Below are 26,530 nucleotides of genomic sequence, written 5' to 3' on the forward strand. Positions count from 1 at the left end.
AAAGCTTCGCCACTTCGGCAATAACTGGGTTGAGCGTGTGTCGGTCGTTGAGCACCACGAATCGTGGTACGCCCCTATCAGTCGACCTTCGCTGTTTTAGAGAAGATCTCGCGGGACACCATCGGGATCGCACCGCCTCGCGTAGGGTCGGCATATGTGCCGCCCGCCGATGCGTAATCCTTACCGACGTGACGCTCGAGCAAAAGGCCGATTGACGCGAGCTCCGGGATCTCCTCATCGGTCAACTCCCGCATGCGGGCCTTGCGTGCGAGCGCCGCCTCGACGAACGGAGCCAATTCCTCCCCCTTTCGCCGAATGCGCTCGTCCTCACGCTCTTTCAGGATTGGCATGACCTCTCTTGCGAACAACTCGTTCGCCTCGCAGATATGTTCATGTTTGTTCATGCCAGACTGCTGGATGAAGATCATTTGGTCGATCCCGGAATCATCATAGCTCTTGAGGTGCTCGCGCACGCTCCTTGGGGTACCGATACTGCCCGCGCCCGGGATATCCCTCATGTCATCCTTGACTGTTTGGAAGCGTCGCCACAGATTTGTCCGCCCCGGACGGTGCTCGCCGTAGACGGCGTAATGCGCAATCGAGTATCCGAAGAAGCGGAAACCATCGAGACCGCGATGCTGACTTGATGATCTGGTAATATTCGTCGCGCCAGACCTTGGCCTGTGATGCCTCCACAAAGCCGAACACCAGTGCACCGACACCGTTGCGGGCAGCGCGCAGGATGCGATCGCGCCGGGAGCATGCCAGCCAGAGCGGCGGGTGCGGCTTCTGCAGCGGCTTGGGAACAATGTTGCGCGTCGGGCATCGTGAAGAACCTGCCCTCGTATCCGGGATATGGGCGCATCGTCAGCATATTCGCAGTCTGCTCGACCCCCTCGTGCCACATCGCACTCTTTTGTTCAGGCTCGATGCCGAAGCCGTGCATTTCGATCAGCGACGCCGATTCGCCGGTTCCCCACTCGACGCGACCGCCGGAAATCAGATCGAGCGTGGCGATGCGCTCGGCGACACGCGCGGGATGATTATAATTCGGCGGGGACAGGCAGATGCCGTGCCCTATGCGAATATTCCGCGTACGTTGTGAAACAGCGCCAAGGAACACTTCCGGCGCTGAAGAATGCGAATATTCCTCGAGAAAATGATGTTCGACCTCCCAGACGTGATCAAAGCCGAGGCGGTCCGCGAGCTCGATCTGCTCCAGCGCGTCGTTCAACAATTTCTGCTCGCTTCCCTCATGCCATGGTTGCGGCAATTGATGTTCATAAAATAGACCGAGCTTCATTGGTGCCTTCCCTTGTCGATGGCAAAGTGCGGGCCGCTGCATGCATTCGCCGCAGGCATTGATATGTGATGCCACACGTTTGCGATTGACACGCGCGGCCAAGCAAATCGGCGGCAAATATGAATGGATGATATTCGAAGATCCGGCCATTCAGGATTCGACAAAGTCGGGAACCCTTTAACCCTCGCTAGACGTCTGAACTCTTGGGCGGTAACTGCGACGCCGACATGGCGATGCATCGGTGTCCAAGCAATGGGCGTGCCGCCGAAGACGAGCCTGCGAAAGTTGCTTTAAGAGGTCCAAAACCGGGCGGTTCGCGTCTGCCGGCGGAATAGTTGCACCTCAGTGTAGGGCCTCGGACATGGACGTGTGGAAGCGGACACGGCCAAACACGACGGAACGTCAAATTACGAGGCTCTAGAGCGTTTTCATGGTTGGTGACGATAACCGGCATCGGCGAGCAAGTTCAGGCATTCTGTTGGCGAGAAGCGGGTAAGGGCGTCGGCGATTGCGTTGTCGAGGGCTTCGAGAGTTCGCGCGCCTGCCTTGCGCAGCAGGGACTTTAATTTGGCGAAGAACTGCTCGATCGGATTGAGGTCCGGGCTGTATGGCGGCAGATAGCGCAACATCGCACCGGCCGCCTCAATGGCTTCGCGGACGCCCCTGACCTTGTGGCTCGACAGATTGTCCATCACGACAATGTCGCCCGACCGCAGCGTCGGAACGAGGAACTGCTCGACCCAGGCGAGGAATGTCTCGCCGTTCATCGGGCCGTCGAAGACGCACGGCGCGGTCATGCCGTCCTGGCGCAAAGCTCCGACGAAGGTGGTTGTTTTCCAATGGCCGTGCGGGACTGTGCAAACGAGCCTCTTGCCGCGCGCGCAGCGGCCGTAAAGCCGGGTCATTTTGGTGGACGCGCCGCTCTCGTCGATGAAGACCAGGCGCTCCGGGCTCAATTCCGCCTGACCGGCGCGCCATTCCACACGCGCCTCGGCGACATCGGCCCGATCTTGCTCCGCAGCTCTCAGTGACTTTTTTTGAGCGTCAGGCCGAGCTGGCGCAGGCGCTTCCACAAGCAGCCGATACTGACCTTCACGTCGTGCGTGGCCAGCAGCCACGCCCGGATCTCCTCCAGCGTGGCGTCTGGCTTGTGCACGATCCGCTGGCGCAGCGCTTCATCGTGAGCAGCAAGTTTCGGAGCCGGCCCGCGGCTCGACGGGCGAGCCGTCGTCTCGCCAGTCGCCCGCCAACGCCCCAGCGCCTTGTAAATGTAGGAAACGCTGACCCGCAGCAGCGGCGCTGCCTGATACGCTCCCATTCCGCCGTCGACGACGGAAATGACCCGTTCACGCAAATCTTGAGAAAGGTGCTCCCATCAAAGCCTCCGCCTCGAATCAATGCGGAAACTGAATCATGGAGCAACCGCGCTGGGAATCCTCCGATTCCACCAATTGTGAAAATGCTCTAGCTCCCAACTCGATTAATGTCGTCTCGGCAAAGGAGTCCTGGAGACGCAGACCTGCCCTTGTCTGTTGACGTCGCATCCAAGCGATCTAAGCACCTGGATGGCCTCATGGAGGTATTCAATTGCACGCCTTCGAACTGCGCGGTGTCGGCGAACACCGTGTTAGTCGTCAGGAAGAGGCTGTTGAACATGGCGGAATGGTATAACCGTCCTGTTAGCCGGCTTGAGGCCACAAAGACGCTGCTGTCGAACCTTACCGCGGAAATGATCCAAGGGACAGTTGGCACCCGCCATGACATGTCAGCTTCGTAGCTGGAGCCTACAGCTTCGCGGCAACTCGACGTGCCACGCAACCAAAGCAGTGGCCAGCACTTTGTCTCACCAAGTGAGATTCGATACCTTCAGCGAACACGTCCGCGTCCCCGAAATCTGTCCAGGTCGGGTCGGAACCGATATCTTTGCTTAAACCAACAATACAGAGACAAGCGGAACCTATGTCGAAGGCTTCGAATATCGCCGACGCTGTTGCCTTCGCGATTGCCACGCCAATGGCGCTGGACCGTCGCCGCGTGGAAGTAGTGCCGACACTGCAAGTATCCGCCGAGCTTGTCGTTGTCACAAACGATGTTCAAGGTCGTCTTGCTTTCAGATTCGGCTCATTGTGCGGTCGATGCCGTGCCATTCAATTCAAGAGAATGCCGCGCCTAGTTCTGATCCGTAGCGTCGCACCGGACTGCCTCAAATGTCCGCGCCAGCGATAGATTGCGGCTTCAAGTGCATTGGTCGAGACCTCATTGTCGAACGAATAGAGGCTATCCTCCAGTGACGCGCGCGGCACGGTCCGGCCTGCATGACTGAGCAGATGCTCAAGAACGCACAGTTCGCGGCGCGTGATCTTTAGCAGCCAGCCATCAACAGAAGCTTGCCGGCCGATCGGATCAAACTCCACATTCCCGAGTATGATGGGTGGGGTGGTCATTTGTGTTGATCGTCGCAAGATGGCTCGCATCCGCGCGATGAGTTCGTCAGTCGACACCGGCTTGGGCAGGAAATCGTCCGCGCCACCGTTGAAACTTGCAATTCGGCGATCGAGATCGTTGAGGCTGCTTATCACTATCGCAGGTATCGATTTTCCGTTCCGCCTCAATTGCTTCAGCCAGGCCAGGCCATCTCCATCGGGTAGAGCCAGCTCAAGCAGGAGAGAATGTCATAGCGCGCGCACCCGAGAGCGGCGGCCGCTTCGTCCAGAGTGCGTGTCACGTCAACGGCGAACCCGCAATCCAAGAGTGGTCCTTCCACGGCATGAGCAAAGTCAGCTTGATCATCAACCAGTAGCGTTCGCGTTTTATCGTCTCTCATCAAGCTGCACCATAACGATTGGACGGAGCCTCGCCGATTGCAAGGCCCCGCGGCTCTCAAAAGCTCTCGCTCTGCCGCAAACCGCCGCAGTTGGGATCAACCACGAACAGGGTTAGCCGAGGGGCAATCGACCTGATCCGTCATCGGCGTCGCGGGACTTCGGCTGTCTGCTGTGAACCGCATGCGTCGCGGGAAACGCTCAACGCGATCACGGCGTTGACAAGTGGCTCCCGAATCAGAGGGGCGAGCAGTCGTAACGACACGCTTGCGCATTTGTACGCCGACCGCGGCGGTGGTCGAACCCGCGGTGGCGGGCACTACGCGCGTCGGCACACGCAGTCGAAACCAGAGCAGATTGGAGAATGACCGGATGCGTGGCTGAACGGATACGAGAAAGCGGCATTTGAAGCTCCCGATTGTGGGTCCAGGTCGGCGGTTGGTGTTGCTACGCCGTTGACCTGTGATGACAGATGCTAGGTTTGCGCGCGTTCAGGTAAAGCATACGGCGCAGCGGACCGATCACCGAGCGGTCCGCTACGCAGGACAAAACAAGCAATGCTGCTCCGCGCGACACAAAAGACCTCTCGGTGGAACATGCATGCAGAACGCCACCAATGCCGAGATCCAGTCAGGCACGTCCCGACGCTGCAGGTCATCGAGGGGCAGCGAACATTGGCGAGTTCGTTTGCGCATCGGCACCGTCATGCATGTGGTTCGGGTGGTATTGCCGCCTGCAGTTCAGCTCGCGTAACGAACAGCGCCGAACCCTCCGATGTTGAACCCGGAATCAGCTTGCTATTCCATCGCCCAAGGGCGACGCGAAGACTGCCATCCCTGCTCTGGACGCGATTGTCCTAATCCCGGCGCAAGTGGAGTCGGTGGTGGTTCTATCGCCTGGGCATAGGCCGTGTTGACAATCGCTCGCCGCGACGAGCGCTCGGGGAGAATGACGGGGTCGCGCAGTGCGACCTTAAGGGTGTGAGGCATTCGCATTTCTTTCACCGTCAGGAAATCATGCACGACCGGAGAGTCTCGCAATCTACAATCTGACGCCGCGTGCGATTCAAGCCCCTTCTCGGGAGGCAAATTGCGTGAGTATCTAAAAACTTGCAGACCTGCTTACGCAGTGGGGCAAATGTTGACCGCCGCAAGGCGGAGCGTTGGCGGAATATAGCTTCGGCCGCTTGGGGTATGGCGGTCTTCGTCGGTGGTCGGGATAGCTGGCCCCAACGCCGCGCCTGCGCTCCGGCAGGAGAATCGACAAAAAAGTAACGCCGCCCGTTAAGAGCGAGGTGAGCCGTCCGAGGCGCGGAGCGCGCTGCTATTGCAGATCAAGCGACGTGACCCCGAGTGTCGGGGGTTGGACACGCCATTGCGCCGAGGGTTCCTGCGACACGCAAAACAGGCAAGATTAATCAGGCGTCGGCGTTTGGCACGAGCCTTGAAAGGACGAAGGCGTCCCGCATCGCTTCCCCAGGATCCGTCACGATGGCTTACATGATAGTCGTGTCCCAGTGCACCGTCTGCGGCGCATGTGAGTTCGAATGTCCCAACGCGGCAATCATCCTCAAGAGCGACCTGTATGTGATTGATCCAAAGAAATGCACCGAATGCGACGGGCATTTCGACACGCCGCAATGCGCCGCTGTCTGCCCCGTTCCCAACACCTGCGTGCGGTCATAGAGGAGCGGCCGATGAGCGCGTTCATCAGGCGAAGCAAGATTGGGGTTCAATCGGCCGCAGCCGCCTTTCTGATTGGCCGCCTGATTGGAATGGTCGCCGAACTCGCGCTTGCCGTGACTGACCCGTTGGCCTATGCGGTGGAGCGTGCATGCCACAACCGTCGGGGATCGACCCTGCCAGAGCGGAGCGCACAATGGTAGCTGTACAAGAGACGGTCGAGCGCGTCCGGCGCATCGACGTCGACCAGTATCGATATGGGTTTGAGACCCTGATCGAGTCCGACAAGGCCCCCAAGGGGCTGTCGGAGGACACCGTCCGCTTCATCTCTGCAAAGAAGAATGAGCCCGCCTGGATGCTGGAATGGCGCCTGGAGGCATTCCGCCGCTGGCTGACCATGACCGAGCCGACCTGGGCCCGGGTCAACTATCCCAAGATCGACTACCAGGATCTCTATTACTACTCGGCGCCGAAGCCGACGAAGACGCCGTCGTCGATCGACGAGATCGATCCGGAAATCCTGAAGACCTACGAGAAGCTCGGCATTCCCTTGCGCGAGGTCGCGATCCTGGAAGGCGTCGAACCGCCGCCGGGTGGCGCGCCATCGGCCAACCGCAAGATCGCGGTCGACGCCGTGTTCGATTCGGTTTCCGTCGCGACCACCTTCCAGAAGGAATTGAAGGCCGCCGGCGTGATCTTCATGCCGATCTCCGAGGCGATCCGCGAGCATCCCGAACTCGTGAAGAAATATCTCGGCACTGTCGTGCCGACGTCTGACAACTATTTCGCGACGCTGAACTCGGCGGTGTTTTCCGACGGTTCGTTCGTCTACGTGCCGCCGGGCGTGCGCTGCCCGATGGAGCTGTCGACCTATTTCCGCATCAACGAGCGCAACACCGGCCAGTTTGAGCGCACGCTGATCATCGCCGACAAGGGCGCCTACGTCTCCTATCTCGAAGGCTGCACCGCGCCGCAGCGCGACGAGAACCAGTTGCACGCCGCCGTGGTCGAACTCGTCACGCTCGACGACGCCGAGATCAAATATTCGACGGTGCAGAACTGGTACCCTGGCAATTCGGAAGGCAAGGGCGGCATCTACAATTTCGTCACCAAGCGTGGCGACTGCCGGGGTAAGAATTCGAAGATCTCCTGGACCCAGGTCGAGACCGGCTCGGCCATCACCTGGAAATATCCGAGCTGCATCCTGCGCGGCGACAATTCGAGCGGCGAGTTCTACTCGATCGCGATCTCGAACGGTTTCCAGCAAGTCGATAGCGGCACCAAGATGATCCACCTCGGCAAGAACACGTCGAGCCGGATCATCTCCAAGGGCATCGCCGCCGGCAAATCGCAGAATACCTATCGCGGCCTGGTCAGCGCCCATCGCAAGGCGACTGGCGCGCGCAACTACACCGCCTGCGACTCGCTTCTGATCGGCGACAAATGCGGCGCGCATACAGTGCCGTACGTCGAAGCCAAGAATTCGTCTGCGACGTTCGAGCATGAGGCCACGACCTCGAAAATCTCAGAGGACGTGCTGTTCTACTGCATCCAGCGCGGGCTCAGCCAAGAGGAAGCCGTCGGCCTCGTCGTCAACGGCTTCGTGAAAGATGTGCTGCAGCAACTGCCGATGGAGTTCGCGGTGGAAGCGCAGAAGCTGATCTCGATCAGCCTTGAAGGTTCGGTTGGTTAAACCCATCCCGCCAAGGGTCGCGAATGACGCGCCTCGGGATGATGCTCAGGAAGATTGTGATGTCACTACTTGAAGTGAAAGATCTGAAAGTCCGCGTCGAGGAGCGTGAGATCCTCCACGGGTTGTCGCTCACGGTGAACCCGGGCGAGGTCCATGCGATCATGGGGCCGAACGGCTCCGGCAAATCGACGCTCTCCCACGTCATCGCCGGCAAGCCGGGCTATGAAGTCACCGGCGGGCAGGTCCTGTTCAAGGGCGAGGACCTGCTGGAGATGGCGCCCAATGAGCGTGCCGCGAAGGGCGTGTTCCTGGCGTTCCAGTATCCGGTCGAGATTCCCGGCGTCACCACCTGGAACTTCCTGCATGCGGCACTGAACGCGCAGCGCAAGGCGCGCGGCGAGGACGAGATGTCGTCGCCGGCGTTCCTCAAGAAGGTTCGCGAGGTCGCCAAGTCGTTGAACATCCCGCAGGACATGCTGAAGCGCGGCGTCAATGTCGGCTTCTCCGGCGGCGAGAAGAAGCGCAACGAGATCCTGCAGATGGCGCTGTTCGAGCCGGCCGTCTGCATCCTCGACGAAATGGATTCCGGCCTCGACATCGACGCGCTGCGGATCGCGGCCGACGGCGTCAACGCGCTGCGCTCGCCGGAGCGTGCGATGGTCGTGATCACCCACTATCAGCGTCTCTTGAATTACATCGTGCCCGATGTCGTGCACGTGATGTCGAAGGGCCGGGTCGTCAAAAGCGGCGGCAAGGAGCTGGCGCTCGAGCTCGAGGCGTCCGGCTATGCGAAATTCCGGGGACGCGGACTGACCGCGCTAAGGATATTCCGATGAATCTGATTCTGGCAAATACCAACCCCGATCGCGCGGCGAGGGGCGTTTTTACCGCCGCGCGGGGACGGTTACCTGGTGCCGGCGCCGTCGCTGATGCTCGCGCCCACGCGTTCGAGGCATTCGAGCGCGCCGGTCTGCCGCACCCGCGGCTCGAGGACTGGAAATACACCGATCTGCGGGCGCTGATGCCCGAGGTGCTGCCGCTCGCACCCCACCCCGATGCGGCCGCGCTGGTGCGTGCGGAAGCCGCGGTCGCGCAGACAGCGCTCGAGGGATCGGCCAAGCTGGTGCTGGTCGACGGCGTGTTTGCGCCTGACCTGTCCGACGTCGCAGCTATCGGCAAGGGCGTCAACGTCCGGACGGTGCGGGAGATTCTGGAGAACCCAGCCAGGGCCGACTTGCTTATCAGTCTGACAACAGATGCGATGATCTCGCTGAACGCCGCGATGGTCACTGACGGCGTCGTGGTCACGGTTGACGATGGTATCGCGCTGATCCGTCCGATCCAGATCATTCACGTCGCGACGAAGCCGTCGTCGTCGGCATTCACGCGCTCGCATCTGAGGCTTGGCAAGGGCGCGCAGGCCACCCTGGTCGAGAACTTTGTTGCGGCCGATGGCGCGAGCGCCTATCAGTCTCACGACGTCGTGATCGTCTGGATTGATGAAGGAGCGAATCTTTCGCATCTGCGCGTGTTGGCTGATGCAACTGACGCCGCAAACATCTCCTCGAGCATAATCACGGTCGGCGCGAAAGCGACAGTCAATTGTTTCAACATGACCTGCGGCGGCGCCGTCAGCCGTTATCAGGGTTTCGTCACACTGGTGGGTGCGCGGTCCGAGCTCTCCGTCAATGGCGTCAACCTGCTCAAGGACAGCCAGCACGGTGACACCATGCTGCTGATTGACCATGCCGCGCCGCATTGCACGAGCGGAGAGACGTTCCGCGCCGTTGTCGACGACCGCGGCCATTCCGTATTCCAGGGGCGCATCATCGTTAACGCGCAGAAAGCGGAGGGCACGATGACGATACGGTCGCTGCTCTTGTCCGACGCGGCCGAGGCCGACAACAAGCCGGAGCTGCAAATCTTCGCTGACGATGTCACCTGCGGCCATGCGACGACATCAGGCGCGCTCGACGACAGCCTCTTGTTCTATCTGCGGGCGCGCGGCCTGCCTGAGAAGGAGGCGCAGTCCCTCCTGATCCGGGCGTTCCTCGGCGAGGCGGTCGAGAAGATCGCAGACGATGGTCTGCGCGAGTTCGTGAGTGCCGAGGTCGCACGCTGGCTGGAGACACGGCGATGAGTACACATCCGGCGGTTTGCGGCAACGCCTACGATGTGCTGCGCATTCGTGAGGACTTCCCGGCACTTGCCATGCAGGTGTATGGCAAGCCGCTGGTCTATCTCGACAATGCTGCCTCGGCCCAGAAACCGAGGGCGGTGCTTGACCGCCTCATGCAGGCCTATACAAACGAATATGCGAATGTGCATCGCGGCCTGCACTACCTCGCCAATGCCGCAACCGAGGCCTATGAGGGGGCCAGGACCAAGGCGGCGCAGTTCGTCAACGCCCGCCGCTCAGAAGAGATTATCTTTACCCGCAACGCCACCGAGGCGATCAACCTCGTGGCCTGGTCTTACGGCGTGCCGAATATCGGCGAGGGCGACGAGATCGTGCTCTCGATCATGGAACACCATTCCAACATCGTGCCCTGGCATTTCCTAAGGGAACGACATGGCGCCGTGATCAAATGGGCGCCGGTTGACGACCGCGGAAACTTTCTGATCGAGGAGTTCGAAAAGCTCATTACCCCCCGCACCAAGCTGATTGCGATCACGCAGATGTCAAACGTGCTTGGCACTTTGGTGCCGGTCAAGGATGTGATCAAATTGGCGCGCGCCCACGGTATCAAGGTGCTGGTCGATGGCGCGCAGGGCGCCGTGCACCTGCCGGCCGATGTGCAGGACATCGATTGCGATTTCTACGTCTTCACCGGCCACAAGCTCTACGGGCCGACGGGCATCGGTGTGCTCTATGCCAGGCACGCGCACCTCGTCGCGATGCCGCCCTTCAACGGCGGCGGCGAGATGATCCGCGAGGTGGCGCAGGACTGCGTCACCTATGGCGATCCGCCGCACAAGTTTGAAGCCGGCACGCCGCCGATTGTCCAGGCCATAGGTTTGGGTGCGGCCATCGATTATGTCAATTCGATCGGCAAGGAGCGTATCACCGCGCATGAGCAGGATCTCGCGGAATATGCGGAAGGACGCCTGCGTGAGATCAATTCGGTGCGGCTGGTCGGCACTGCGAAAGGCAAGGGACCGGTGATCTCGTTCGAGCTGAAGGGCGCCCATCCCCACGATGTCGCGACCATCATCGACCGGCAGGGCATCGCGGTGCGTGCCGGCACGCACTGCGCAATGCCATTGATCAAGCGCCTTGGTGTGCCAGCGACGTGCCGTGCGTCGCTGGCCCTCTACAACACGTATGCGGAAGTTGATGCCCTCGCAGACGCGCTTATCACCGCCCATAAGCTGTTCTCATGAACAGGCGGCCGGGGACCCCAAGCCGAAATGGATAGTTCCGCCGCTCACGCCGCGTATCGCCGCACCTGTGTGAACCCATATCACGCGCAAATTGCGCCTGGGTGAGGAAGTCCGTTCGGTAGCACCGATCAAGAACGACGGCGTGGTCCGCGGGATGAACATCGGCGAGGCGCTGGTCTATCCGGGCGATATCGAAATCGCGCGGCAGAGGGAGCGCCTTCTCGGTCAGCTCGACGAGCGTCGAGCTCATGACGCAGGGCGTCCTCTCCATCATACGCGCTCGCGGCAAGGCTGGTCTTGCCGGATCGATGGATAGCTCGGGATAATCGGCTTTTAAGCCGTAACGCCTCAACGCATCGGTTGGCGCGGCCTGGATCCGGGCATGTGGCAGGCTGTGGCGCGGTATCCGTTCGAACGACCGACTGTGATCCTCGCGGAAGCCGTGCTCCGGCAACCGCGTCGGCGGGGCGGTTTCGGCGATCTTGGTAGCTGGTCGGCAAGATGGCATTGCGATCCAGATGGCGGCGCGGCCACCCAGAATGGGTGGCATTTGCCGCCCCCTCATCAAGGTGAGCAGCGGTCGCCCCTTCGCGGCGGTGGATGGTGCTGACGCGGGTCCTGGCTGGTGGAGCTCGCCGCGCTGCTTCGCCTCGCTACGTTCCGCTTTCCGCCCGCGGGCGCGCCAAGCACGGCCGACGTGCCGCGGCTTCTCAATAAAACATCGGCGGTGAAACGCCATGCGTGCTCGTCCTTGTTTTCTATCGCACAGGCGCAAGCATGTCCGTCTGCGGATACTCCCCCGGTGTCGGGTTTGCGACAACGGCCCGTCCAGTCTCGCCGAATACGCCCATCTTCTTGCAACTGCACGGAGCTTTTGCGCTTGCGCGGGGCTGGCACGGTCGTTGCAAAACGCTTGGTTGAGAGCCGTCGTCGCAACGGGAAACCTCATAAGGATACCAGCATGAGTCTCGTCACCACCCAGAGCATCGCAGAGATCAAGGCCCGCAACAAAGAGCTCGTCCAGGAGGTGCTGAAGATCTATCCGGAGAAGACCGCGAAACGGCGCGCCAAGCATTTGAACGTTCACGAGGCCGGCAAGTCGGATTGCGGAGTGAAGTCCAATCTTAAATCCATTCCCGGCGTGATGACGATCCGCGGTTGTGCCTACGCCGGTTCCAAGGGCGTGGTCTGGGGGCCAATCAAGGACATGATCCATATCAGCCACGGTCCAGTCGGCTGTGGTCAGTACTCGTGGGGCTCGCGACGCAACTACTACGCCGGCACGACAGGCATCGATAGTTTCGTCACTTTGCAGTTCACCTCCGACTTCCAGGAAAAGGATATCGTGTTCGGCGGCGACAAGAAGCTCGTCAAACTTATTGACGAGCTCGAGGAGCTGTTTCCGCTCAACAACGGCATCACCATCCAGTCGGAATGCCCGATTGGCCTGATCGGCGACGATATCGAGGCCGTATCCAAAGCGAAGTCGAAGGAATTTGGCGGCAAGACGATCGTTCCGGTTCGCTGCGAGGGCTTCCGCGGCGTATCGCAGTCGCTCGGCCACCACATTGCCAACGACGCGGTGCGTGATTGGATATTCGACAGGCTTACGCCCGAGGACAAGCCGAAGTTCGAGCCGACGGCCTACGACGTGGCGATCATCGGAGACTACAATATCGGCGGTGACGCCTGGTCATCTCGAATCCTGTTGGAAGAAATGGGGCTGCGCGTGATCGCGCAGTGGTCCGGCGACGGTTCGCTGGCCGAGCTCGAGGCAACGCCGAAGGCGAAGCTTAACGTGCTGCATTGCTACCGCTCGATGAACTACATATCCCGCCATATGGAGGAGAAGTTCGGTATTCCATGGTGCGAATACAATTTCTTCGGTCCCTCAAAAATTGCCGAGTCGCTGCGCAGGATAGCGGGCTATTTTGACGACAAGATCAAGGAGGGGGCCGAGCGGGTGATTGCAAAATATCAACCGCTGGTCGAGGCGGTGGTCGCAAAATATCGCCCGCGCCTGGAAGGCAAGACCGTGATGCTGTTCGTCGGCGGACTACGCCCGCGACATGTGATCGGCGCATACGAGGACCTCGGCATGGAAGTCGTCGGTACCGGATACGAGTTCGGCCACAACGACGACTATCAGCGCACGGCCCAGCACTACGTCAAGGACGGCACGCTTATTTACGATGATGTCAATGGCTACGAGTTTGAGCGCTTCGTCGAGAAGATGAAACCCGACCTGGTCGGCTCGGGCATCAAGGAAAAATATGTGTTCCAGAAGATGGGTGTGCCGTTCCGGCAGATGCACTCCTGGGATTATTCGGGTCCGTACCACGGTTATGACGGCTTTGCGATTTTCGCGCGCGACATGGACATGGCTATCAACTCACCGGTTTGGAAGAAGACCAAGGCGCCCTGGAAGGATGTCGCGGTACCGAGGCTCTTGGCTGCGGAATAACTGACGTTTTCCGGGTCTCTTCCCAAGACTCGGGCCGAGTTTGATCACGATTTTCGAGAGGATCCCACCAATGGCACAGAATGCAGAACACGTGCTCGATCACGTCGAGCTGTTCCGCGGTCCGGAATACCAGCAGATGCTGGCCAACAAGAAGCAGATGTTCGAGAACCCTCGCGACCCCGCAGAGGTCGAACGCATCAGGGACTGGTCGAAGACGGTCGAATATCGCGAAAAGAATTTCGCGCGGGAAGCGCTGATGGTCAACCCGGCCAAGGCTTGCCAGCCGCTTGGCGCGGTGTTCGCCTCCGTTGGATTCGAGGGGACATTGCCCTTCGTGCACGGCTCCCAGGGCTGTGTGGCCTATTATCGCAGCCATCTGTCGCGGCACTTCAAGGAGCCGAGCTCCTGCGTCTCCTCGTCGATGACCGAAGACGCTGCGGTATTCGGCGGCCTGAACAACATGATCGACGGGCTTGCGAACAGCTATAACATGTACAAGCCCAAGATGATTGCGGTCTCCACAACCTGCATGGCGGAGGTGATCGGCGACGACCTGAACGCCTTCATCAAGACGTCCAAAGAAAAAGGCTCCGTTCCAAATGATTTCGATGTGCCGTTCGCGCACACGCCAGCCTTCGTCGGCAGCCACGTCACCGGTTACGATAATGCGCTGAAGGGCATCCTGGAGCATTTCTGGGACGGTAAAGCCGGAACAGTGCCGAAACTCGAACGCGCGCCGAACGAGAAGATCAACTTTATCGGTGGCTTTGACGGCTACACTGTCGGCAATCTCCGCGAGATCAAGCGCATCTTCGAACTGATGGGCATCCGCTACACCATCCTCGCCGACAATTCCGATGTGCTGGATACGCCGGGCGACGGCGAGTTTCGAATGTATGACGGCGGCACCACGCTGGAGGATGCCGCAAACGCGGTTCACGCCAAGGCGACGGTATCCATGCAGCAGTGGTGTACGGAAAAGACGCTCGCCTTCATCGCCGACCATGGCCAGGAGATCGTGGCTTTCAACTATCCGGTGGGCGTGTCGGCAACGGATGAGTTCCTCATGGCGCTGTCGCGCATCAGCAGGAAGGAAATCCCGGAGCAGCTGGCGCGAGAGCGCGGCCGCTTGGTCGACGCAATGGCTGACTCCAGCACGCATATCCATGGCAAGAAATTCGCGATCTACGGCGATCCGGACCTCTGCTATGGGCTGGCTGCGTTCCTGCTCGAACTTGGCGCCGAACCGGTCCATGTGCTGTCCACGAACGGCAACAAGGCCTGGGAGCGTAAGATGCAGGCGTTGTTTGCGAGTTCGCCGTTTGGGCAGAACTGCCATGCCTATCCAGGACGAGACCTCTGGCATATGCGCTCGCTGCTGTTCACTGAACCGGTCGACTTCCTGATCGGTAACACGCATGGCAAGTATCTGGAGCGCGATACCGGCACGCCGCTGATCCGCATCGGGTTCCCAATTTTTGATCGGCATCACCATCACCGCTCTCCGGTGTGGGGCTATCAAGGCAGCATGAACGTTTTGGTGAAGATTCTCGACAAGATCTTCGACGAGATCGACAAGAAGACCAGCGTGCCGGGCACCGACTATAGCTTTGATATCATTCGTTGATGACCAACGACGCCAAGCCATCGCCGGCAAACATTGGCGATGGCTTAAGCGTACGAGTGCTGATCTTTGCACATCATTTCGGTTGAGAGGAGAGACCGATGAGTTCGCTTTCGGCCAGGATCCAGGATGTCTTCAACGAGCCGGGCTGCGCCAAGAACACCAACAAGTCGGAGGTTGAGCGCAGGAAGGGCTGCACCAAGCAACCGCAGCCGGGCAGGGCGGCGGGCGGGTGCGCTCTCGATGGCGCCAAGATCGCGCTGCAGCCGTTTACCGACGTGGCCCATCTGGTGCACGGCCCGATCGCCTGTGAGGGTAATTCCTGGGACAATCGCGGCGCAGCTTCATCCGGTGCCAGCATCTGGCGCACGGGCTTCACCACTGACATGACCGAAACCGACATCGTGTTCGGCGGTGAGAAGCGACTTTATAAGGCAATCCGGGAGATTTTGGAGAAATACAATCCGCCGGCAATTTTCGTCTATCAAACCTGCATTCCGGCCATGATCGGCGACGACATCAATGCGGTCTGCAAGGCGGCGTCTCAGAAATTCGGCAAGCCGGTGATTCCGGTCAATGCGCCCGGCTTCGTAGGTTCGAAAAACCTCGGCAACAAGCTTGCCGGGCAAGCGTTGCTTGACCATGTCATCGGCACCGAAGAGCCGGACTACACCACGCCCTACGACATCAACTTGATCGGCGAATACAACTTGTCGGGCGAGCTTTGGCAGGTCAAGCCGCTGTTTGACGAGCTCGGGATCCGCATCCTCTCCTGCATCTCGGGGGATGGGAAATATCGCGACGTCGCCTCGTCGCATCGGGCGCGCGCAGCCATGCTGGTGTGTTCGAAGGCGATGATCAATGTCGCGCGCAAAATGGAGCAGCGTTACGGCATTCCGTTCTTCGAAGGCTCATTCTACGGCATCCAGGACTCCAGTGATTCACTCCGCAACATTGCGCGAGTGCTGGTCGAGCGCGGCGCGCCGGAAGATCTGATCGAGCGTACCGAGGCGGTAGTCGCGCGGGAGGAGGCGCGCGCGTGGGCCGCAATCGAATCCTACAAGTCCCGCCTTGCGGGGAAGAGGGCGTTGCTCATCACGGGTGGCGTGAAGTCCTGGTCCGTGCTGGCGGCGCTGCAGGAGGCCGGGCTTGAGTTGGTCGGCACCAGTGTCAAGAAATCCACCAAGGAGGACAAGGAGCGTATCAGGGAGCTGATGCGGCAGGACGTCCATATGATCGACGAAATGGCGCCGCGCGAAATGTACAAGATGCTGAAGGGCGCGAAAGCGGACATCATGCTCTCAGGCGGCAAAACGCAGTTCATCGCACTGAAAGCGGCGATGCCTTGGCTCGATATCAACCAGGAGCGCTGCCACGCCTATATGGGCTATGTCGGCATGATGAAGCTGGTCGAGGAGATCGACAAGGCGCTGTTCAACCCGATGTGGGAGCAGCTGCGCCGGGCGCCGCCCTGGGACGAACTGGTCAAGAAGACCAAGCCTATGGCGGAGCAGATGGACGCGCAGGCCGAGATCGCCACCGATCCGATGCCGGCGGAGACAACCCGGCGTGCGAAAAAGGTCTGCTTCTGCAATACGGTCGATCTCGGCACGATCGAGGATGCAATCCGCTCGCATGGTCTGACCAGCGTCGAAGCCGTCAGACAGCACAGCAGCGCGGTCGCCGGCTGCTGCAGGAGAAGGATCCAGGATATCCTGGCGGCCGTGTCGGCCCCCCTGCCGCCTGCCATGCCGCAGGCTGCGGATTAGGGACAACGTCATGGCTATCGTCATCACGCCGAACAAGGCCTGCGCGGTCAACCCGCTGAAGATGAGTCAGCCGATCGGCGGAGCATTCGCTTTCATGGGCCTGCGTGGGGCGATGCCGCTTCTGCACGGCTCGCAAGGGTGCACATCCTTTGGGCTGACGCTGTTCGTTCGGCATTTCAAGGAGGCGGTGCCGCTACAGACCACCGCGATGAGTGAGATGACGACCGTGCTCGGCGGCTATGATAATGTCGAGCAGGCTATACTGAACATCTACAATCGGACCAAGCCGGAGATCATCGGAATCTGCTCGACCGGGGTGACCGAGACCAATGGCGATGATGTCGATGGCTACATCAAGCTGATCCGCAAGAAACACCCGCAGCTCGCCAACTATCCTCTGGTCTATGTCTCGACGCCGGATTTCAAGGACGCATTTCAGGACGGCTGGGAAAAGGCGGTAGCGCGCATGGTCGAGCTACTGGTGGCGCGGCCAGCGGCCGAGGCGAAACGTGATCCCGCGCGGGTGAATGTCCTACCCGGATGTCACCTTTCCCCGGGTGACCTCGATGAACTCAGAACCATCTTGGAGGATTTTGGGCTGAAGCCAGCCTTCCTGCCCGACCTGGCCGGATCGCTGGACGGGCATATCCCCGAGGAGTTTACGCCGACGACCATTGGCGGCATCGGGGTCGACGACGTCGCGAGCATGGGCCAGTCCGGCTGGACCATTGCCATCGGTACACAGATGCGGCGGGCGGCAGAAGCCATGCAGGCCAAGACCGGGGTGCCGTTTCGCCTGTTCGAGCGGCTGTGCGGTCTGATCCCCAACGATGAATTCATCGCTTTCCTGAGCGAGATCAGCGGCCGCCCTGTGCCATCAAAATATCGGCGCCAGCGCGGGCAGCTCGCCGATGCGATGCTGGATGCACATTTTCATATCGGCGGTCGCAAGCTCGCGATCGGTGCCGAGCCTGACCTGTTATTCGACCTGTCCTGCATGCTGCACGAGATGGGCGCGCAGGTCACGGCGGCCGTGACGACCACGCAGTCGCCGGTGCTGAAGCGGATCAGGACCAACGAGGTGCTGATCGGAGATCTCGAGGATCTGGAAGAGCTGGCTCGGAGAGGGGGGTGCGATCTGCTGATCACGCATTCACATGGCCGTCAAGCGGCGGCACGGCTGAAGATTCCGTTTTTTCGTGCGGGATTTCCGATGTTCGATCGGATCGGCGCGGGACACCAGCTGACCGTCGGCTATCGCGGCACGCGTGATCTGATCTTCGATATCGCCAATCTCGTCATCGCCGACCGCGAGGACAATCATCAGCCTACGCCGGATACCTGGCGGACCTCGGCACCGCCCTTGAGGTCCGGCCGCCGCAGCTTCATCGACGCAACTGAGAGCTCGATTGCATGAAGGTCGCATTCGCTACCCAGGATTTGAGGCGCGTCGATGCGCATTTCGGTTGGGCCAAGAACCTTGCCATCTATGACGTTGGGCCGGGCGGGCACGTATTTCTGAAGGCCGTCCAGTTCGACGGCGATCTCAAGGAAGACGGCAACGATGACAAGCTCGCGCCCAAGATTGAGGCGATCAAGGATTGCGCCATCCTCTATGTCGCTGCCATCGGCGGCTCCGGCGCCGCGCGGGTGGTGGCGAACAAGATACATCCCATCAAAGTGAACGAGCCAGAGAACATCCTGGCGCTGATCGAGAAGCTCCAAGGCGTGCTGAAGGGTACGCCGCCGCCCTGGCTCCGCAAGGCGCTGGCCAAAGCAAAGGAGCGTACGTTCGATTTCGATGAATGAGGACGACATGACTAAGGCCCCAGAAGCTAGGCAAGCCGACAGCGCTCTTGCTGCGCCGTTCATCAAGGAGCTGGTCAAGATCTGGCGAGCTCAGGACACCCACGGGACCTGGGAGGGCAAGAGCGATCTCGAGCTGCTCGAACCCTACATCCTCGGCAAGGAGACGCGGCGCGCCCTGCCGATCGTTGGCGATCCCGATCCCGATACGGTCTGGCGCCTGGAGCTATTTTTCAATGCGGTCGCGCTCTCGATAGAGAAGGCGACGGGAGCGATGATCCAGCCGATGCTGAACATGCATCACGAAGGCTTTGGCCGCATGGTCCTGATCGGGGGCCGTCTGATCGTGGTGAACAAGCAGCTGCGCGACGTCCATCGCTTCGGCTTCGACAATCTCGCAAAGCTTGCGGACGAGGGTGACAAACATATCGAAGGCGGCATCGAGATGATTCGGAAGTTTCCGGATGTGGCAAATTATTGAGGGCGGCTCATGAGCGATCTAGAAGCACTGAAGGCAGAGATAAAAAAGCTGTCGAGCAAGGCAACGCAGGCCAAGATGGATCTGCACGACCTTTCGGAGGAATTGCCCCTCAACTGGAGCTCGATCCTGGCAGTGGCACAGCGAGCGCACGACGCTTTTGCCGAGCTCGAGCAAAAGCGCGAGAACCTGAAGGCGCTGGAAAACGCGTAAGAGGGCACAAGCATGTTATTTGCAACGCGCGACGGTCGCGACTGGACGCCGGATTACCTGATTTTGATCGATCCAGAAAAGTGTATCGGCTGCGGACGGTGCTTCAAGATCTGCGGTCGCGAGGTCATGACATTGAAGGGGATCAACGAGGAGGGCGACCTTGTCGACCTCGACGACGAGGATGATGAGATCGAGAAGAAGATCATGGTGATGAATGACGAGGGCGCCTGCATCGGCTGCGGCGCCTGCGCCCGGGTCTGTCCGACCAACTGCCAGACCCACGTGCCCGCCGCGGCAGAAGCGGCTTGAGAGCTGCCTCTGTCCGGCTTTTCGAACAGGCGCGGGGCTGTCCGCGGAATGACTCACGATCCGGGCAGTGCCTCACGATGTCGCGGCGTATGCGCGTAGGGTCGATGCAAAATTTCAGGTCGTTGAGACACGGAAGGCCGAGCACGTCAAATTCGATAGCATGTCTAGGTGGACGGGCTGCCGGCTTCAACGCCGGTCCGCGGTACCACCATCATTTGGGCACGAGTAGTCTGGGCGGCTCGACGCTGTCGGACGCCGATTGCCCGCCGGGCACCTCCGTGGAGACCCTTGCGGCGTTGTCGGCGATCGCGGGACGGCAGCTGCGGTGCGAGGGGATGGAAATGGTGCGCCGGATCGATGCCAGTCCGATCCAAACGGCGAATCGCCCGAACTGCGCCGAGATGACGGCTGTGAACGTCAACGACATCGAGATCAGCCGCCAAGTTCCGCCGGCATGATCCAACTGTTGGAATGGTTATTGCCGCCTCGAGTGGCGGCGGAAGGTCAAAGATAGCGGGGCCGTTTTCTCACCCGGCCGAATGCGGATGATCAGACGGCTGTTCGTCAGCTTCTGGTCAGTCAGGTCGATCATCATCGTCCGCGGAGTTTGAGCGGCACGAGGTCAGTCCCGCGCAACTCAACGACGGAGAGCGAATCTAATGCATGACCGAACCGTTGAGTCATCCCGACCCACACGCCCTAGCCAGGTCGATAGATCGGGGCCGGCCGCAAATAGCCACGGGTTTGCCGAACCGCTTTCAGAAATGCCGCCATCTCGGGCCAGCGCGTGGTTGAATTTGGTGAACCACAACAAATGGGCAATATGCATCAGCGCTTGCCGATCTACTTTGCAATTTCGAGTTGGCTTGCGGCCGATGACGCTCCCGAGCGTATTGCGACCCTTCGCGCATCGCCGCCGCGAGGAGAGCGACGGGCCGGCGTTGCCGCGAATGGCGAACGTCTCAGAGATCATTCGCAAGTTCTACAAGAGCCGACGTTGTCCAAATGCGCTGCCGAGCGGCATCCCCCAGCACCGGGCGACCGCCACAAAGAGCAGGGCTGATATTGCAACGGCAGCCTTAATCCCGACCCGACCGAATGGTGCGGAAACATGGCGCCGACGAGGTCCGCTGAACCAGCCTGCCCCAGGAGAAGCCGATGCCGCTATGGACGTCGCACTCCAACGCGATGTCGCAGCCGACCATTCGATTGGCGAGCCGGATAGAGCGATATATCGGTTCAATCCCGTTCGTGGACAGAGGTCGAGCCGACAGACAGCAGAGCCCAGGGTCGTCAACACCATCGGCGCTTCGTCGCTGATAACCGAGGCCAGCGCAGGATATGCGGGCACCGGAATTGCTCTTTGGAACATGCTCATCATCGTTTCGGCGCGGGTGACCAAGGAATGTATGACCGGCTTTGCTGCTTACGCGGCGGCGATGTGTCCAGAGCTGGAGCCAAGGCGCGGCGAGACAGAGAACGGTCATCACGGGCCGACGGTCTCAACGCCAGGGGATAACCACTCAAATGTACAGCCAAGTCTGCACATTGTCGCCCGGTGCGGGGCGGGCGCCGAGCGAGATGGTGCCCTCCCTTTCTCGGACAAACGGAGTGCATTCCAGCAACGCAGACGCGCAAAGAACATTCGACACGATCAAAGCTAAGCTCAGATGCAGGCCTGCCATGGCGCCTATTGATCGGTGCTCGGGTTGAGAGCGCGTTTTGACGTTACTGTGTGAGGCGCGCGCCAACCGCTTGGCCATGATTGAGCTCAAGAACCTGGATCGCCCGAAGCTGCGCCTTGTTGTCGTCCGTCAACCGCGCGGAGGCGCAATCAGTGCCCGGGCGCGACCGCAGTCACCGCAGTCATGGAGCCCATCCGCCGGCCTGACGTCGGCGGTCCAGAGCAATTGTTTTGCAACCCTTTTGTAGCCGCGTCCAGGGCGGCACTAGCCGCCAGAACCTAGAAGAATATCAACGCAGACACCAACAAGTTCAGAGCATGTCCTGTTCGGCGTGTGTATGTCATGCTTGTCGGATTATTGATGTAAGCCAGTCCTACGCTTGTATATACCCCGGGTGCCAGATGCGCGGTATATGTTCCCGAGATCGAAGTGCTGTCGCGATGTGCGAGCTGCCCTTTCGCCAAAGCAGCATCCACTGCAAAATTGCTCCACGTGGTATTCGTGGCAACAATGGCAATCCGATCAATGGGCCGGCTGTCAAACAGTCCCTTCGCATAAAGACGCAGCTCGTAATAACGGCTAGCTTTATTCAGGTCAGGCGGAGCGTACATTGCAGAGAAGCCACCATAGATACCACGCGACGCCAGGCCCTGGGCATCAGACTGCCAGAATTGCCTGTCCGCAGCCACGTAGTAGACACTGTTCGCGTTGGCTCTCGGTTGCTTCGGATCCGCCAAGTTGGTGTAGCTGCTGTCGTTGAAACCGGCGCCCGCCCGCAACCAGGTCTCGGGCAATCCCTGGGCAGCTTTGTTCTTATAGCCAGTTTCATCAAGCAAAAGAACGCCCGCGTTGGCCGTGCTCCAGCTTAAGCCGGTAGGATTTTTGGTTATCTGCGCAAATTGACCGTCTGGACTGAGCGAGCGCTGGATTGAAACCTTGTTATAGAAGCGATCATCAAAATTGTACCTCAGGTTGAGAGCTGGTGTCGGCGCGGGATTGCTGCTCATTCCTCCTTGGAACAGGATGCCCAACGAGGGCCCAAAAGCGAACAGCGTGCCTGCAAACTCATTTTGATTTCTGAGATAACCTATTTTGAGCTCGAGCTTCCTGTCCAAAAACGTCTGATAGTAGGCAATTGTATTGATTCCGACTCTATCGGGGCCGCCAGGCTTCCATGTCGAGTATTGTTGCTCGGCTCCCACGATGATCTGACCATCGGGAATTCCAAATCGGCTGAGATCGTAGGTCACGATCATGAAATTGGCGGTAACAAATGTGGGACGCTGGCCAGCATATAGCTGATTGGCGATGGTGCCTCTGGCTGCATTCGGCAGTTGATTGTCTACGAAGGTGTTTAGTGTCCAGCCAATATAACCGATCCCGACGTCTGCCAGCGCAGATCTCACCCCGCCGTTATCCTGACCTATCGTTTCTGCAGGACCAGGCAAATTGGGCCAGATACCTTTTTCACGCAGATTCTCGAATTTTGCGAATGGGTCGGTCTGCTTTTGAGTTTTGATCTTTGCAACTTCATCCGCGCTGTCATACTTTGAGGCAGCCGTATTGGTGGTTTGTGCCAGCGTCGAGTGACCGACGAGATGTGCTGCTCGTTTGAGCCGGCGGCGTCGCGTGTTCCCGGCTGGATCGGTGTCCTTTTGAATTACGCCTTGAGCAACCTTATCCGGAGTGTCGCTTTTGAGATTAAGCACGTTGGCAGCTCGCGCTGGCGCCGAATTGCCGACAAGATTCGCTGCTAGCGACAGTGCGATCGCGAGCCTCCTTTGCCTCGCAGTTGGTTCAAAGCTGAAAACAGGTGCCGCAGCGGAGTGTATTCGAGTCGATATTGCCACGACAGCGCTACTCTGCATGGTGGGCTCCACTTCCTTATTGTTGGCTTTGGTAGATTGCGCTCCGACCTGATTGGCCCGGAGCTCACTCACAACCGTTGGCGTCTGAAGGACCTGGGTGAGGCTTGACAGCCACAGCACCGTCTATCGGTGCGGTACAAGGGAGCGATCACGGATGAAGTGGACTTCATCGCTGCGGGCGAAGAGCCAACACATCCATCGGGTCCGGTGGCGCAACCAGATTCATGATGCATCCCAACGTTCCTTGACGTGTGATCAGCGCGACATTCGTTGGCCCACAATTGCCATGTGTCCGTCATCGCCATCAATTGCCAGGTGTGGTAGTTGACTGGGGCGCGACGCGTTGCCTGTCGCTGCAGGATCGCGGTCTTTACGCGCTTTGGAGGCGGGCGCCCTGGCATCTAACGCTGACATCTAGGATGAGGCCTGGCGATGCTGACCTCGCCCGGCGCAAATTGGACGAGCCGTCAGTCGTTGTGAGCGCCGCAGCCGCGCAACGTTGTACGTCCCACCTAAAAGCGTGTTGCTAGCTCAACAAAGCGTGGGACAACTATGCGAATTTTCCTGATTTCCGCCGTCGTTCTGACCAGATGCGTAGAGCCGGCGGGAGCAAACGCTGAGCGACTTTTGGTCTCGCAATCCGACGACATGGCCTATCGCTCCGTCCAGGAGGCCGCAGACGCATTGCCTCCTCAAGGCGGCGACATTCTGATCGCGCCGGGCATCTATCGCGAAAAGGTCAAGATCGGCAAACCTGGCGTCCACATCAGAGGCACCGGCAACAAGCCACAGGACACCGTGGTCGTCTACGGCGACGGTGCGATCAGAGTGGGCGGAACCGTCCGTTCTGCGACGATGGACGCATCTGGCGATGACTTCCAGCTCGACAATTTGACGATTCAAAACGACTATTCGTCGAATCCGGCTAATCCGCCTTCGCAGGCCGTGGCACTATCTATTACCGGAGACAAAGACGTGATCACTCGCGTCCGCCTGCTCGGCGCACAGGACACACTATTCGCCAACAAAGGGCCCAACGGCCGAACAGCACGGCAATACTTTTCGAACTGTTACATCGAGGGACATGTCGACTACATATTTGGCAACGCCAAGGCCTATTTCCAGCGTTGCGAGTTGCACGGCATCGCCAATCAGGCTGTGGTGTATACCGCACAAAGCAAGGATTCGCCGGACGAGGACAGCGCCTATGTGTTTGACCACTGCATCCTCACCGTCGATCCGGCGGCACGGGGTATCGCCCTCGGCCGCCCTTGGCGCGCTTACGCTGCGGTGATCTTCTTGTCCACCGAGATGAATGCGCCGGTGATCTCGGAAGGTTGGAGCGAATGGGATCGCGGCAAGACCAGCAGACTGAAGACAGCCTACTATGCCGAATACAAATCCACCGGTATCGGGGCTAATCCCAGAGGACGCGAACCTTACGCGCATCAACTCACCGACAGCGAAGCCAAGCAATGGTCGCTCAAAGCGTTCTTTGCCGATGACACGAACTGGCTCCCGAACTCACCATCAAGATAGGAATTATGGGGCGTTCGTGAAGGGGTTTGCTCCGGCTCGGGCCGTGTCGTTCCCTTGATTGGGCAAAGTCTGGTTTTAGGTACCGCGCATGCGGGTGCACCGCCTCTCTATCTCGCCATTGAGGTTGGCGATCCGTCTCACGGCTTCGTCAACTTATCGGACAGCCGAGCATCCCGCTAAGCGATTCGAGCCGGTACCAGGTCCGGCCACGCACACTCAGCTGTTGTCGGGTCTGGCCAAATGCGAATGCTGCAAGGAAGCGATGAGGATTATCGGGGCGCAAGGCTGCTCTCGTTTTTGCTTGCCGGTCCGAGAAATCGGGGGAATGCCTTCTCACACCCTTCCCATGCACTAGACGACGGTGGCCCGGCCTCGCGCCGCACGGGCGGCCACACACCGGAAACCGTCAGATCTGCATTTTCCACTTGCCAGGTCGCGTTATCGCCAAATCGCACATCATCGAGCGTAATCCCGAGAGCGTGGTCTCGATCAAGCCCATGCATCACCAACGTACCATTATCGCCTCGCACATGACGCAAAGCGATCTGGCGATAGATCGGAATTTTGTCGCCGTGCGCCCGGACATCGTAGCGAGTATCGAAATAGATCGGCCATCGGTTGCCGCGCAGGCACACGTTCTCATAGGTCACCCTCTCCACCAACCCACCCCGGCTGACATCGCTCTTGATGCGCAAGCCAGATGTCGTGCCGTCCAGTGTCAGGCCGCGCACCAGTATGTCGCTGACACCTGAGCTCACCTCACTGCCGATCGACATGCCGTGGCCCCAGCCGAAGTAGTTGTCGATAATGGAGATATGGCGGGTGGGACCACTGTTGCCGGCCTTGATAGCCACATTGTCGTCGCCGGTGCGGATACGACAGTGAGCAATGGTCACATCCTGGCTGGCTCCAGGATCGATGCCGTCGGTGTTGCGGGCGTCGGCCGGTGTATCGATCGTGACACCCCAAAAGGTGGCACCTTCAACCCGGTTCATCGCCACATGGAAATTGGCCGAATTGCGCAATGTGATGCCGTGGAAGGCAACGTCCTGGGCATGATCGACCTGGATCAGGCGCGGGACGTTCTGTTTGCCGCCCTCGGCCTGTGCGCGCCGGGCCAGTTGCCACCAAGTCTCGGTGGTTCCGGCCATGATCGCGCCGCCCCGGCCGTCGATGATGCCATCGCCATAGATGCCGCCACCGCGTGTTTTGAAGAAGCTGATGAACGGCCGGCAGCCGTCGCCCTTGCCTTCGATGCGACCACAATTTCCCAAGCCTTTGTCATAAGCTTTCGGCTGGGCAATTGCGACAAGCGTGGCGTCGCGCTCGATCCATAGCGTTACTCCGGATTTCATGTCGAGGGGGCCCGACAGGAAGGTCCCGCCTGCCAAATGAACCGCTGAGCCAGGGGGGCAGTAAGCAATGGCATGTTGCAGCCTAACCGTATCATCCTCACTTGAGGGTCCCAGGCGGGCGCACACATCACCTGGTGCAGCGGGTTCGCCGATGGTGCGGCGATCTTTCGCATATGCGGGGAGGCAAAGAACGATGCCGGCAACCATGCACAGCACGGCCCGATAACGCAACCGCACTACCATGAACAACCTCTCAGTTTCGCGGCGCCACCTCGGCCCTCGATCTGCTCCCAAGCCAAACGCTAAGCTGTCCTAGCTGAATGCAAAGGTAGAACAGCTAACCTGCCGGGCCACCGGAAGATTGCCGGGAAAACAAAATCTCGAACTCTCCGTAAGTCCACCGCCATACGAAACAAAAAAGCGCCCGCTAGCTAGCTTTTGATCACGAGCGAGGTGGCGGTGGTCAGTCGTGAAATGCTCAGCCATGATTTTATGACCGAGTTTGAAGGCGAGATGCGATCGACCGGCTCCTGTCC

At 59.7% G+C, this 26,530-nt stretch carries 23 protein-coding genes and 1 pseudogene; 16 read left to right on the forward strand and 8 right to left on the reverse strand.

Features of this window, described 5'->3' with window-relative positions; translation table 11 throughout:
• Nucleotides 1–77 precede the first annotated feature (77 nt).
• The 4 genes and pseudogenes from ACP2YO_RS12985 to ACP2YO_RS13000 form a co-directional block, all read right to left on the reverse strand.
• Entirely contained in the window at nt 78–518 is a 441-nt protein-coding gene (locus ACP2YO_RS12985) for a hypothetical protein (protein ID WP_426441211.1), read from the reverse strand.
• A complete protein-coding gene (locus tag ACP2YO_RS12990) occupies nt 515–1,303 on the reverse strand; it encodes an LLM class flavin-dependent oxidoreductase (RefSeq protein WP_426441212.1) in 789 nt (262 codons plus the stop codon). Before ACP2YO_RS12990 ends, ACP2YO_RS12985 begins: the two co-directional genes overlap by 4 nt.
• Before the next feature lie 428 nt (nt 1,304–1,731).
• Nucleotides 1,732–2,621 (reverse strand): IS630 family transposase gene (locus ACP2YO_RS12995; protein ID WP_426441213.1). Its coding sequence is split into 2 segments (ribosomal slippage): nt 1,732–2,345 and nt 2,345–2,621, totalling 891 coding nucleotides; the frame shifts between segments, so codons are not numbered across the junction.
• 829 nt (nt 2,622–3,450) lie between these two features.
• Nucleotides 3,451–4,127: pseudogene (locus ACP2YO_RS13000) on the reverse strand (response regulator transcription factor).
• A 1,488-nt stretch (nt 4,128–5,615) separates the two neighbouring features.
• Between ACP2YO_RS13000 and ACP2YO_RS13005 the strand changes: the two are divergent.
• From ACP2YO_RS13005 to ACP2YO_RS13030, 6 genes are read left to right on the forward strand one after another with little or no spacing between them, the layout of a single operon-like run.
• A complete protein-coding gene (locus ACP2YO_RS13005) occupies nt 5,616–5,810 on the forward strand; it encodes a 4Fe-4S binding protein (protein WP_426441214.1) in 195 nt (64 codons plus the stop codon).
• An 11-nt stretch (nt 5,811–5,821) separates the two neighbouring features.
• A complete protein-coding gene (locus ACP2YO_RS13010) occupies nt 5,822–6,010 on the forward strand; it encodes a hypothetical protein (RefSeq protein WP_426441215.1) in 189 nt (62 codons plus the stop codon).
• On the forward strand, nt 6,004–7,500 hold the full coding sequence (sufB, locus tag ACP2YO_RS13015; RefSeq protein WP_426441216.1) for a Fe-S cluster assembly protein SufB: 1,497 nt from the start codon (nt 6,004–6,006) through the stop codon (nt 7,498–7,500). The genes ACP2YO_RS13010 and sufB overlap by 7 nt, the downstream gene beginning before the upstream one ends.
• 59 nt (nt 7,501–7,559) lie before the next feature.
• Entirely contained in the window at nt 7,560–8,336 is a 777-nt protein-coding gene (gene sufC / locus ACP2YO_RS13020; RefSeq protein WP_426441217.1) for a Fe-S cluster assembly ATPase SufC, read from the forward strand.
• Nucleotides 8,333–9,640, forward strand: a complete 1,308-nt coding sequence (gene sufD / locus ACP2YO_RS13025; RefSeq protein WP_426441218.1) for a Fe-S cluster assembly protein SufD — start codon at nt 8,333–8,335, stop codon at nt 9,638–9,640. Before sufC ends, sufD begins: the two co-directional genes overlap by 4 nt.
• Nucleotides 9,637–10,884, forward strand: a complete 1,248-nt coding sequence (locus tag ACP2YO_RS13030) for a cysteine desulfurase (RefSeq protein WP_426441219.1) — start codon at nt 9,637–9,639, stop codon at nt 10,882–10,884. The genes sufD and ACP2YO_RS13030 overlap by 4 nt, the downstream gene beginning before the upstream one ends.
• Here the strand turns inward: ACP2YO_RS13030 and ACP2YO_RS13035 are convergent.
• Nucleotides 10,859–11,134, reverse strand: coding sequence for a hypothetical protein (locus tag ACP2YO_RS13035; RefSeq protein WP_426441220.1), 276 nt, complete (start codon nt 11,132–11,134; stop codon nt 10,859–10,861). The two genes, ACP2YO_RS13030 and ACP2YO_RS13035, sit on opposite strands and share 26 nt — an antisense overlap.
• Nucleotides 11,135–11,845: 711 nt before the next feature.
• Here ACP2YO_RS13035 and nifD point away from each other — a divergent pair.
• The 9 genes from nifD (at nt 11,846) to ACP2YO_RS13080 (ending at nt 20,005) form a co-directional block, all read left to right on the forward strand.
• Nucleotides 11,846–13,348: a nitrogenase molybdenum-iron protein alpha chain gene (gene nifD / locus ACP2YO_RS13040; RefSeq protein WP_426443167.1), complete on the forward strand. Its 1,503-nt coding sequence runs from the start codon at nt 11,846–11,848 to the stop codon at nt 13,346–13,348.
• 70 nt (nt 13,349–13,418) lie between these two features.
• On the forward strand, nt 13,419–14,975 hold the full coding sequence (gene nifK / locus ACP2YO_RS13045; protein WP_426441221.1) for a nitrogenase molybdenum-iron protein subunit beta: 1,557 nt from the start codon (nt 13,419–13,421) through the stop codon (nt 14,973–14,975).
• Nucleotides 14,976–15,073: 98 nt separating this feature from the next.
• Nucleotides 15,074–16,741, forward strand: coding sequence for a nitrogenase iron-molybdenum cofactor biosynthesis protein NifE (gene nifE / locus ACP2YO_RS13050; protein ID WP_426441222.1), 1,668 nt, complete (start codon nt 15,074–15,076; stop codon nt 16,739–16,741).
• Nucleotides 16,742–16,751: 10 nt separating this feature from the next.
• The gene (gene nifN / locus ACP2YO_RS13055) at nt 16,752–18,158 is read left to right on the forward strand and encodes a nitrogenase iron-molybdenum cofactor biosynthesis protein NifN (RefSeq protein ID WP_426441223.1); all 1,407 of its coding nucleotides are present in this window, start codon (nt 16,752–16,754) and stop codon (nt 18,156–18,158) included.
• Entirely contained in the window at nt 18,155–18,550 is a 396-nt protein-coding gene (nifX, locus tag ACP2YO_RS13060) for a nitrogen fixation protein NifX (RefSeq protein WP_426441224.1), read from the forward strand. The genes nifN and nifX overlap by 4 nt, the downstream gene beginning before the upstream one ends.
• 7 nt (nt 18,551–18,557) lie before the next feature.
• Nucleotides 18,558–19,028, forward strand: coding sequence for a NifX-associated nitrogen fixation protein (locus ACP2YO_RS13065; protein WP_426441225.1), 471 nt, complete (start codon nt 18,558–18,560; stop codon nt 19,026–19,028).
• A gap of 9 nt (nt 19,029–19,037) precedes the next feature.
• Entirely contained in the window at nt 19,038–19,238 is a 201-nt protein-coding gene (locus ACP2YO_RS13070) for a CCE_0567 family metalloprotein (protein ID WP_426441226.1), read from the forward strand.
• 12 nt (nt 19,239–19,250) lie between these two features.
• A complete protein-coding gene (gene fdxB / locus ACP2YO_RS13075) occupies nt 19,251–19,547 on the forward strand; it encodes a ferredoxin III, nif-specific (protein ID WP_426441227.1) in 297 nt (98 codons plus the stop codon).
• 296 nt (nt 19,548–19,843) lie between these two features.
• On the forward strand, nt 19,844–20,005 hold the full coding sequence (locus ACP2YO_RS13080) for a hypothetical protein (protein ID WP_426441228.1): 162 nt from the start codon (nt 19,844–19,846) through the stop codon (nt 20,003–20,005).
• 1,065 nt (nt 20,006–21,070) lie between these two features.
• On the opposite strand, the gene ACP2YO_RS13085 is transcribed toward ACP2YO_RS13080, so the two are convergent.
• Nucleotides 21,071–21,310, reverse strand: a complete 240-nt coding sequence (locus ACP2YO_RS13085) for a hypothetical protein (protein WP_426441229.1) — start codon at nt 21,308–21,310, stop codon at nt 21,071–21,073.
• Between the two features lie 200 nt (nt 21,311–21,510).
• Nucleotides 21,511–23,100, reverse strand: a complete 1,590-nt coding sequence (locus tag ACP2YO_RS13090; RefSeq protein ID WP_426441230.1) for a carbohydrate porin — start codon at nt 23,098–23,100, stop codon at nt 21,511–21,513.
• A 648-nt stretch (nt 23,101–23,748) separates the two neighbouring features.
• On the opposite strand from ACP2YO_RS13090, the gene ACP2YO_RS13095 reads away from it, so the two are divergent.
• On the forward strand, nt 23,749–24,639 hold the full coding sequence (locus ACP2YO_RS13095; RefSeq protein WP_426441231.1) for a pectinesterase family protein: 891 nt from the start codon (nt 23,749–23,751) through the stop codon (nt 24,637–24,639).
• 269 nt (nt 24,640–24,908) lie between these two features.
• Here ACP2YO_RS13095 and ACP2YO_RS13100 read toward each other — a convergent pair whose 3' ends face one another.
• The gene (locus tag ACP2YO_RS13100) at nt 24,909–26,237 is read right to left on the reverse strand and encodes a glycoside hydrolase family 28 protein (protein WP_426441232.1); all 1,329 of its coding nucleotides are present in this window, start codon (nt 26,235–26,237) and stop codon (nt 24,909–24,911) included.
• Between the last annotated feature and the right edge of the window lie 293 nt (nt 26,238–26,530).

Origin of the sequence: Bradyrhizobium genosp. P (assembly GCF_049949265.1) — a bacterium.
GTDB lineage: Bacteria > Pseudomonadota > Alphaproteobacteria > Rhizobiales > Xanthobacteraceae > Bradyrhizobium.

What these genes read in the sequence shown, in the direction of transcription:
- ACP2YO_RS13010 (WP_426441215.1), top strand. Translation starts at nt 5,822, where the DNA reads ATGAGCGCGTTCATCAGGCGAAGCAAGATTGGGGTTCAATCGGCCGCA.
- ACP2YO_RS12985 (WP_426441211.1), bottom strand. Translation starts at nt 518, where the DNA reads ATGAGGGATATCCCGGGCGCGGGCAGTATCGGTACCCCAAGGAGCGTG.
- ACP2YO_RS13030 (WP_426441219.1), top strand. Translation starts at nt 9,637, where the DNA reads ATGAGTACACATCCGGCGGTTTGCGGCAACGCCTACGATGTGCTGCGC.
- ACP2YO_RS13065 (WP_426441225.1), top strand. Translation starts at nt 18,558, where the DNA reads ATGACTAAGGCCCCAGAAGCTAGGCAAGCCGACAGCGCTCTTGCTGCG.
- sufC (WP_426441217.1), top strand. Translation starts at nt 7,560, where the DNA reads ATGTCACTACTTGAAGTGAAAGATCTGAAAGTCCGCGTCGAGGAGCGT.
- nifN (WP_426441223.1), top strand. Translation starts at nt 16,752, where the DNA reads ATGGCTATCGTCATCACGCCGAACAAGGCCTGCGCGGTCAACCCGCTG.
- ACP2YO_RS12990 (WP_426441212.1), bottom strand. Translation starts at nt 1,303, where the DNA reads ATGAAGCTCGGTCTATTTTATGAACATCAATTGCCGCAACCATGGCAT.
- ACP2YO_RS13090 (WP_426441230.1), bottom strand. Translation starts at nt 23,100, where the DNA reads ATGCAGAGTAGCGCTGTCGTGGCAATATCGACTCGAATACACTCCGCT.
- ACP2YO_RS13035 (WP_426441220.1), bottom strand. Translation starts at nt 11,134, where the DNA reads ATGAGCTCGACGCTCGTCGAGCTGACCGAGAAGGCGCTCCCTCTGCCG.
- ACP2YO_RS13095 (WP_426441231.1), top strand. Translation starts at nt 23,749, where the DNA reads ATGGCCTATCGCTCCGTCCAGGAGGCCGCAGACGCATTGCCTCCTCAA.
- ACP2YO_RS13100 (WP_426441232.1), bottom strand. Translation starts at nt 26,237, where the DNA reads ATGGTAGTGCGGTTGCGTTATCGGGCCGTGCTGTGCATGGTTGCCGGC.
- ACP2YO_RS13070 (WP_426441226.1), top strand. Translation starts at nt 19,038, where the DNA reads ATGAGCGATCTAGAAGCACTGAAGGCAGAGATAAAAAAGCTGTCGAGC.
- fdxB (WP_426441227.1), top strand. Translation starts at nt 19,251, where the DNA reads ATGTTATTTGCAACGCGCGACGGTCGCGACTGGACGCCGGATTACCTG.
- ACP2YO_RS13005 (WP_426441214.1), top strand. Translation starts at nt 5,616, where the DNA reads ATGGCTTACATGATAGTCGTGTCCCAGTGCACCGTCTGCGGCGCATGT.
- ACP2YO_RS13085 (WP_426441229.1), bottom strand. Translation starts at nt 21,310, where the DNA reads ATGGCCAAGCGGTTGGCGCGCGCCTCACACAGTAACGTCAAAACGCGC.
- sufD (WP_426441218.1), top strand. Translation starts at nt 8,333, where the DNA reads ATGAATCTGATTCTGGCAAATACCAACCCCGATCGCGCGGCGAGGGGC.
- nifD (WP_426443167.1), top strand. Translation starts at nt 11,846, where the DNA reads ATGAGTCTCGTCACCACCCAGAGCATCGCAGAGATCAAGGCCCGCAAC.
- nifX (WP_426441224.1), top strand. Translation starts at nt 18,155, where the DNA reads ATGAAGGTCGCATTCGCTACCCAGGATTTGAGGCGCGTCGATGCGCAT.
- nifK (WP_426441221.1), top strand. Translation starts at nt 13,419, where the DNA reads ATGGCACAGAATGCAGAACACGTGCTCGATCACGTCGAGCTGTTCCGC.
- sufB (WP_426441216.1), top strand. Translation starts at nt 6,004, where the DNA reads ATGGTAGCTGTACAAGAGACGGTCGAGCGCGTCCGGCGCATCGACGTC.
- nifE (WP_426441222.1), top strand. Translation starts at nt 15,074, where the DNA reads ATGAGTTCGCTTTCGGCCAGGATCCAGGATGTCTTCAACGAGCCGGGC.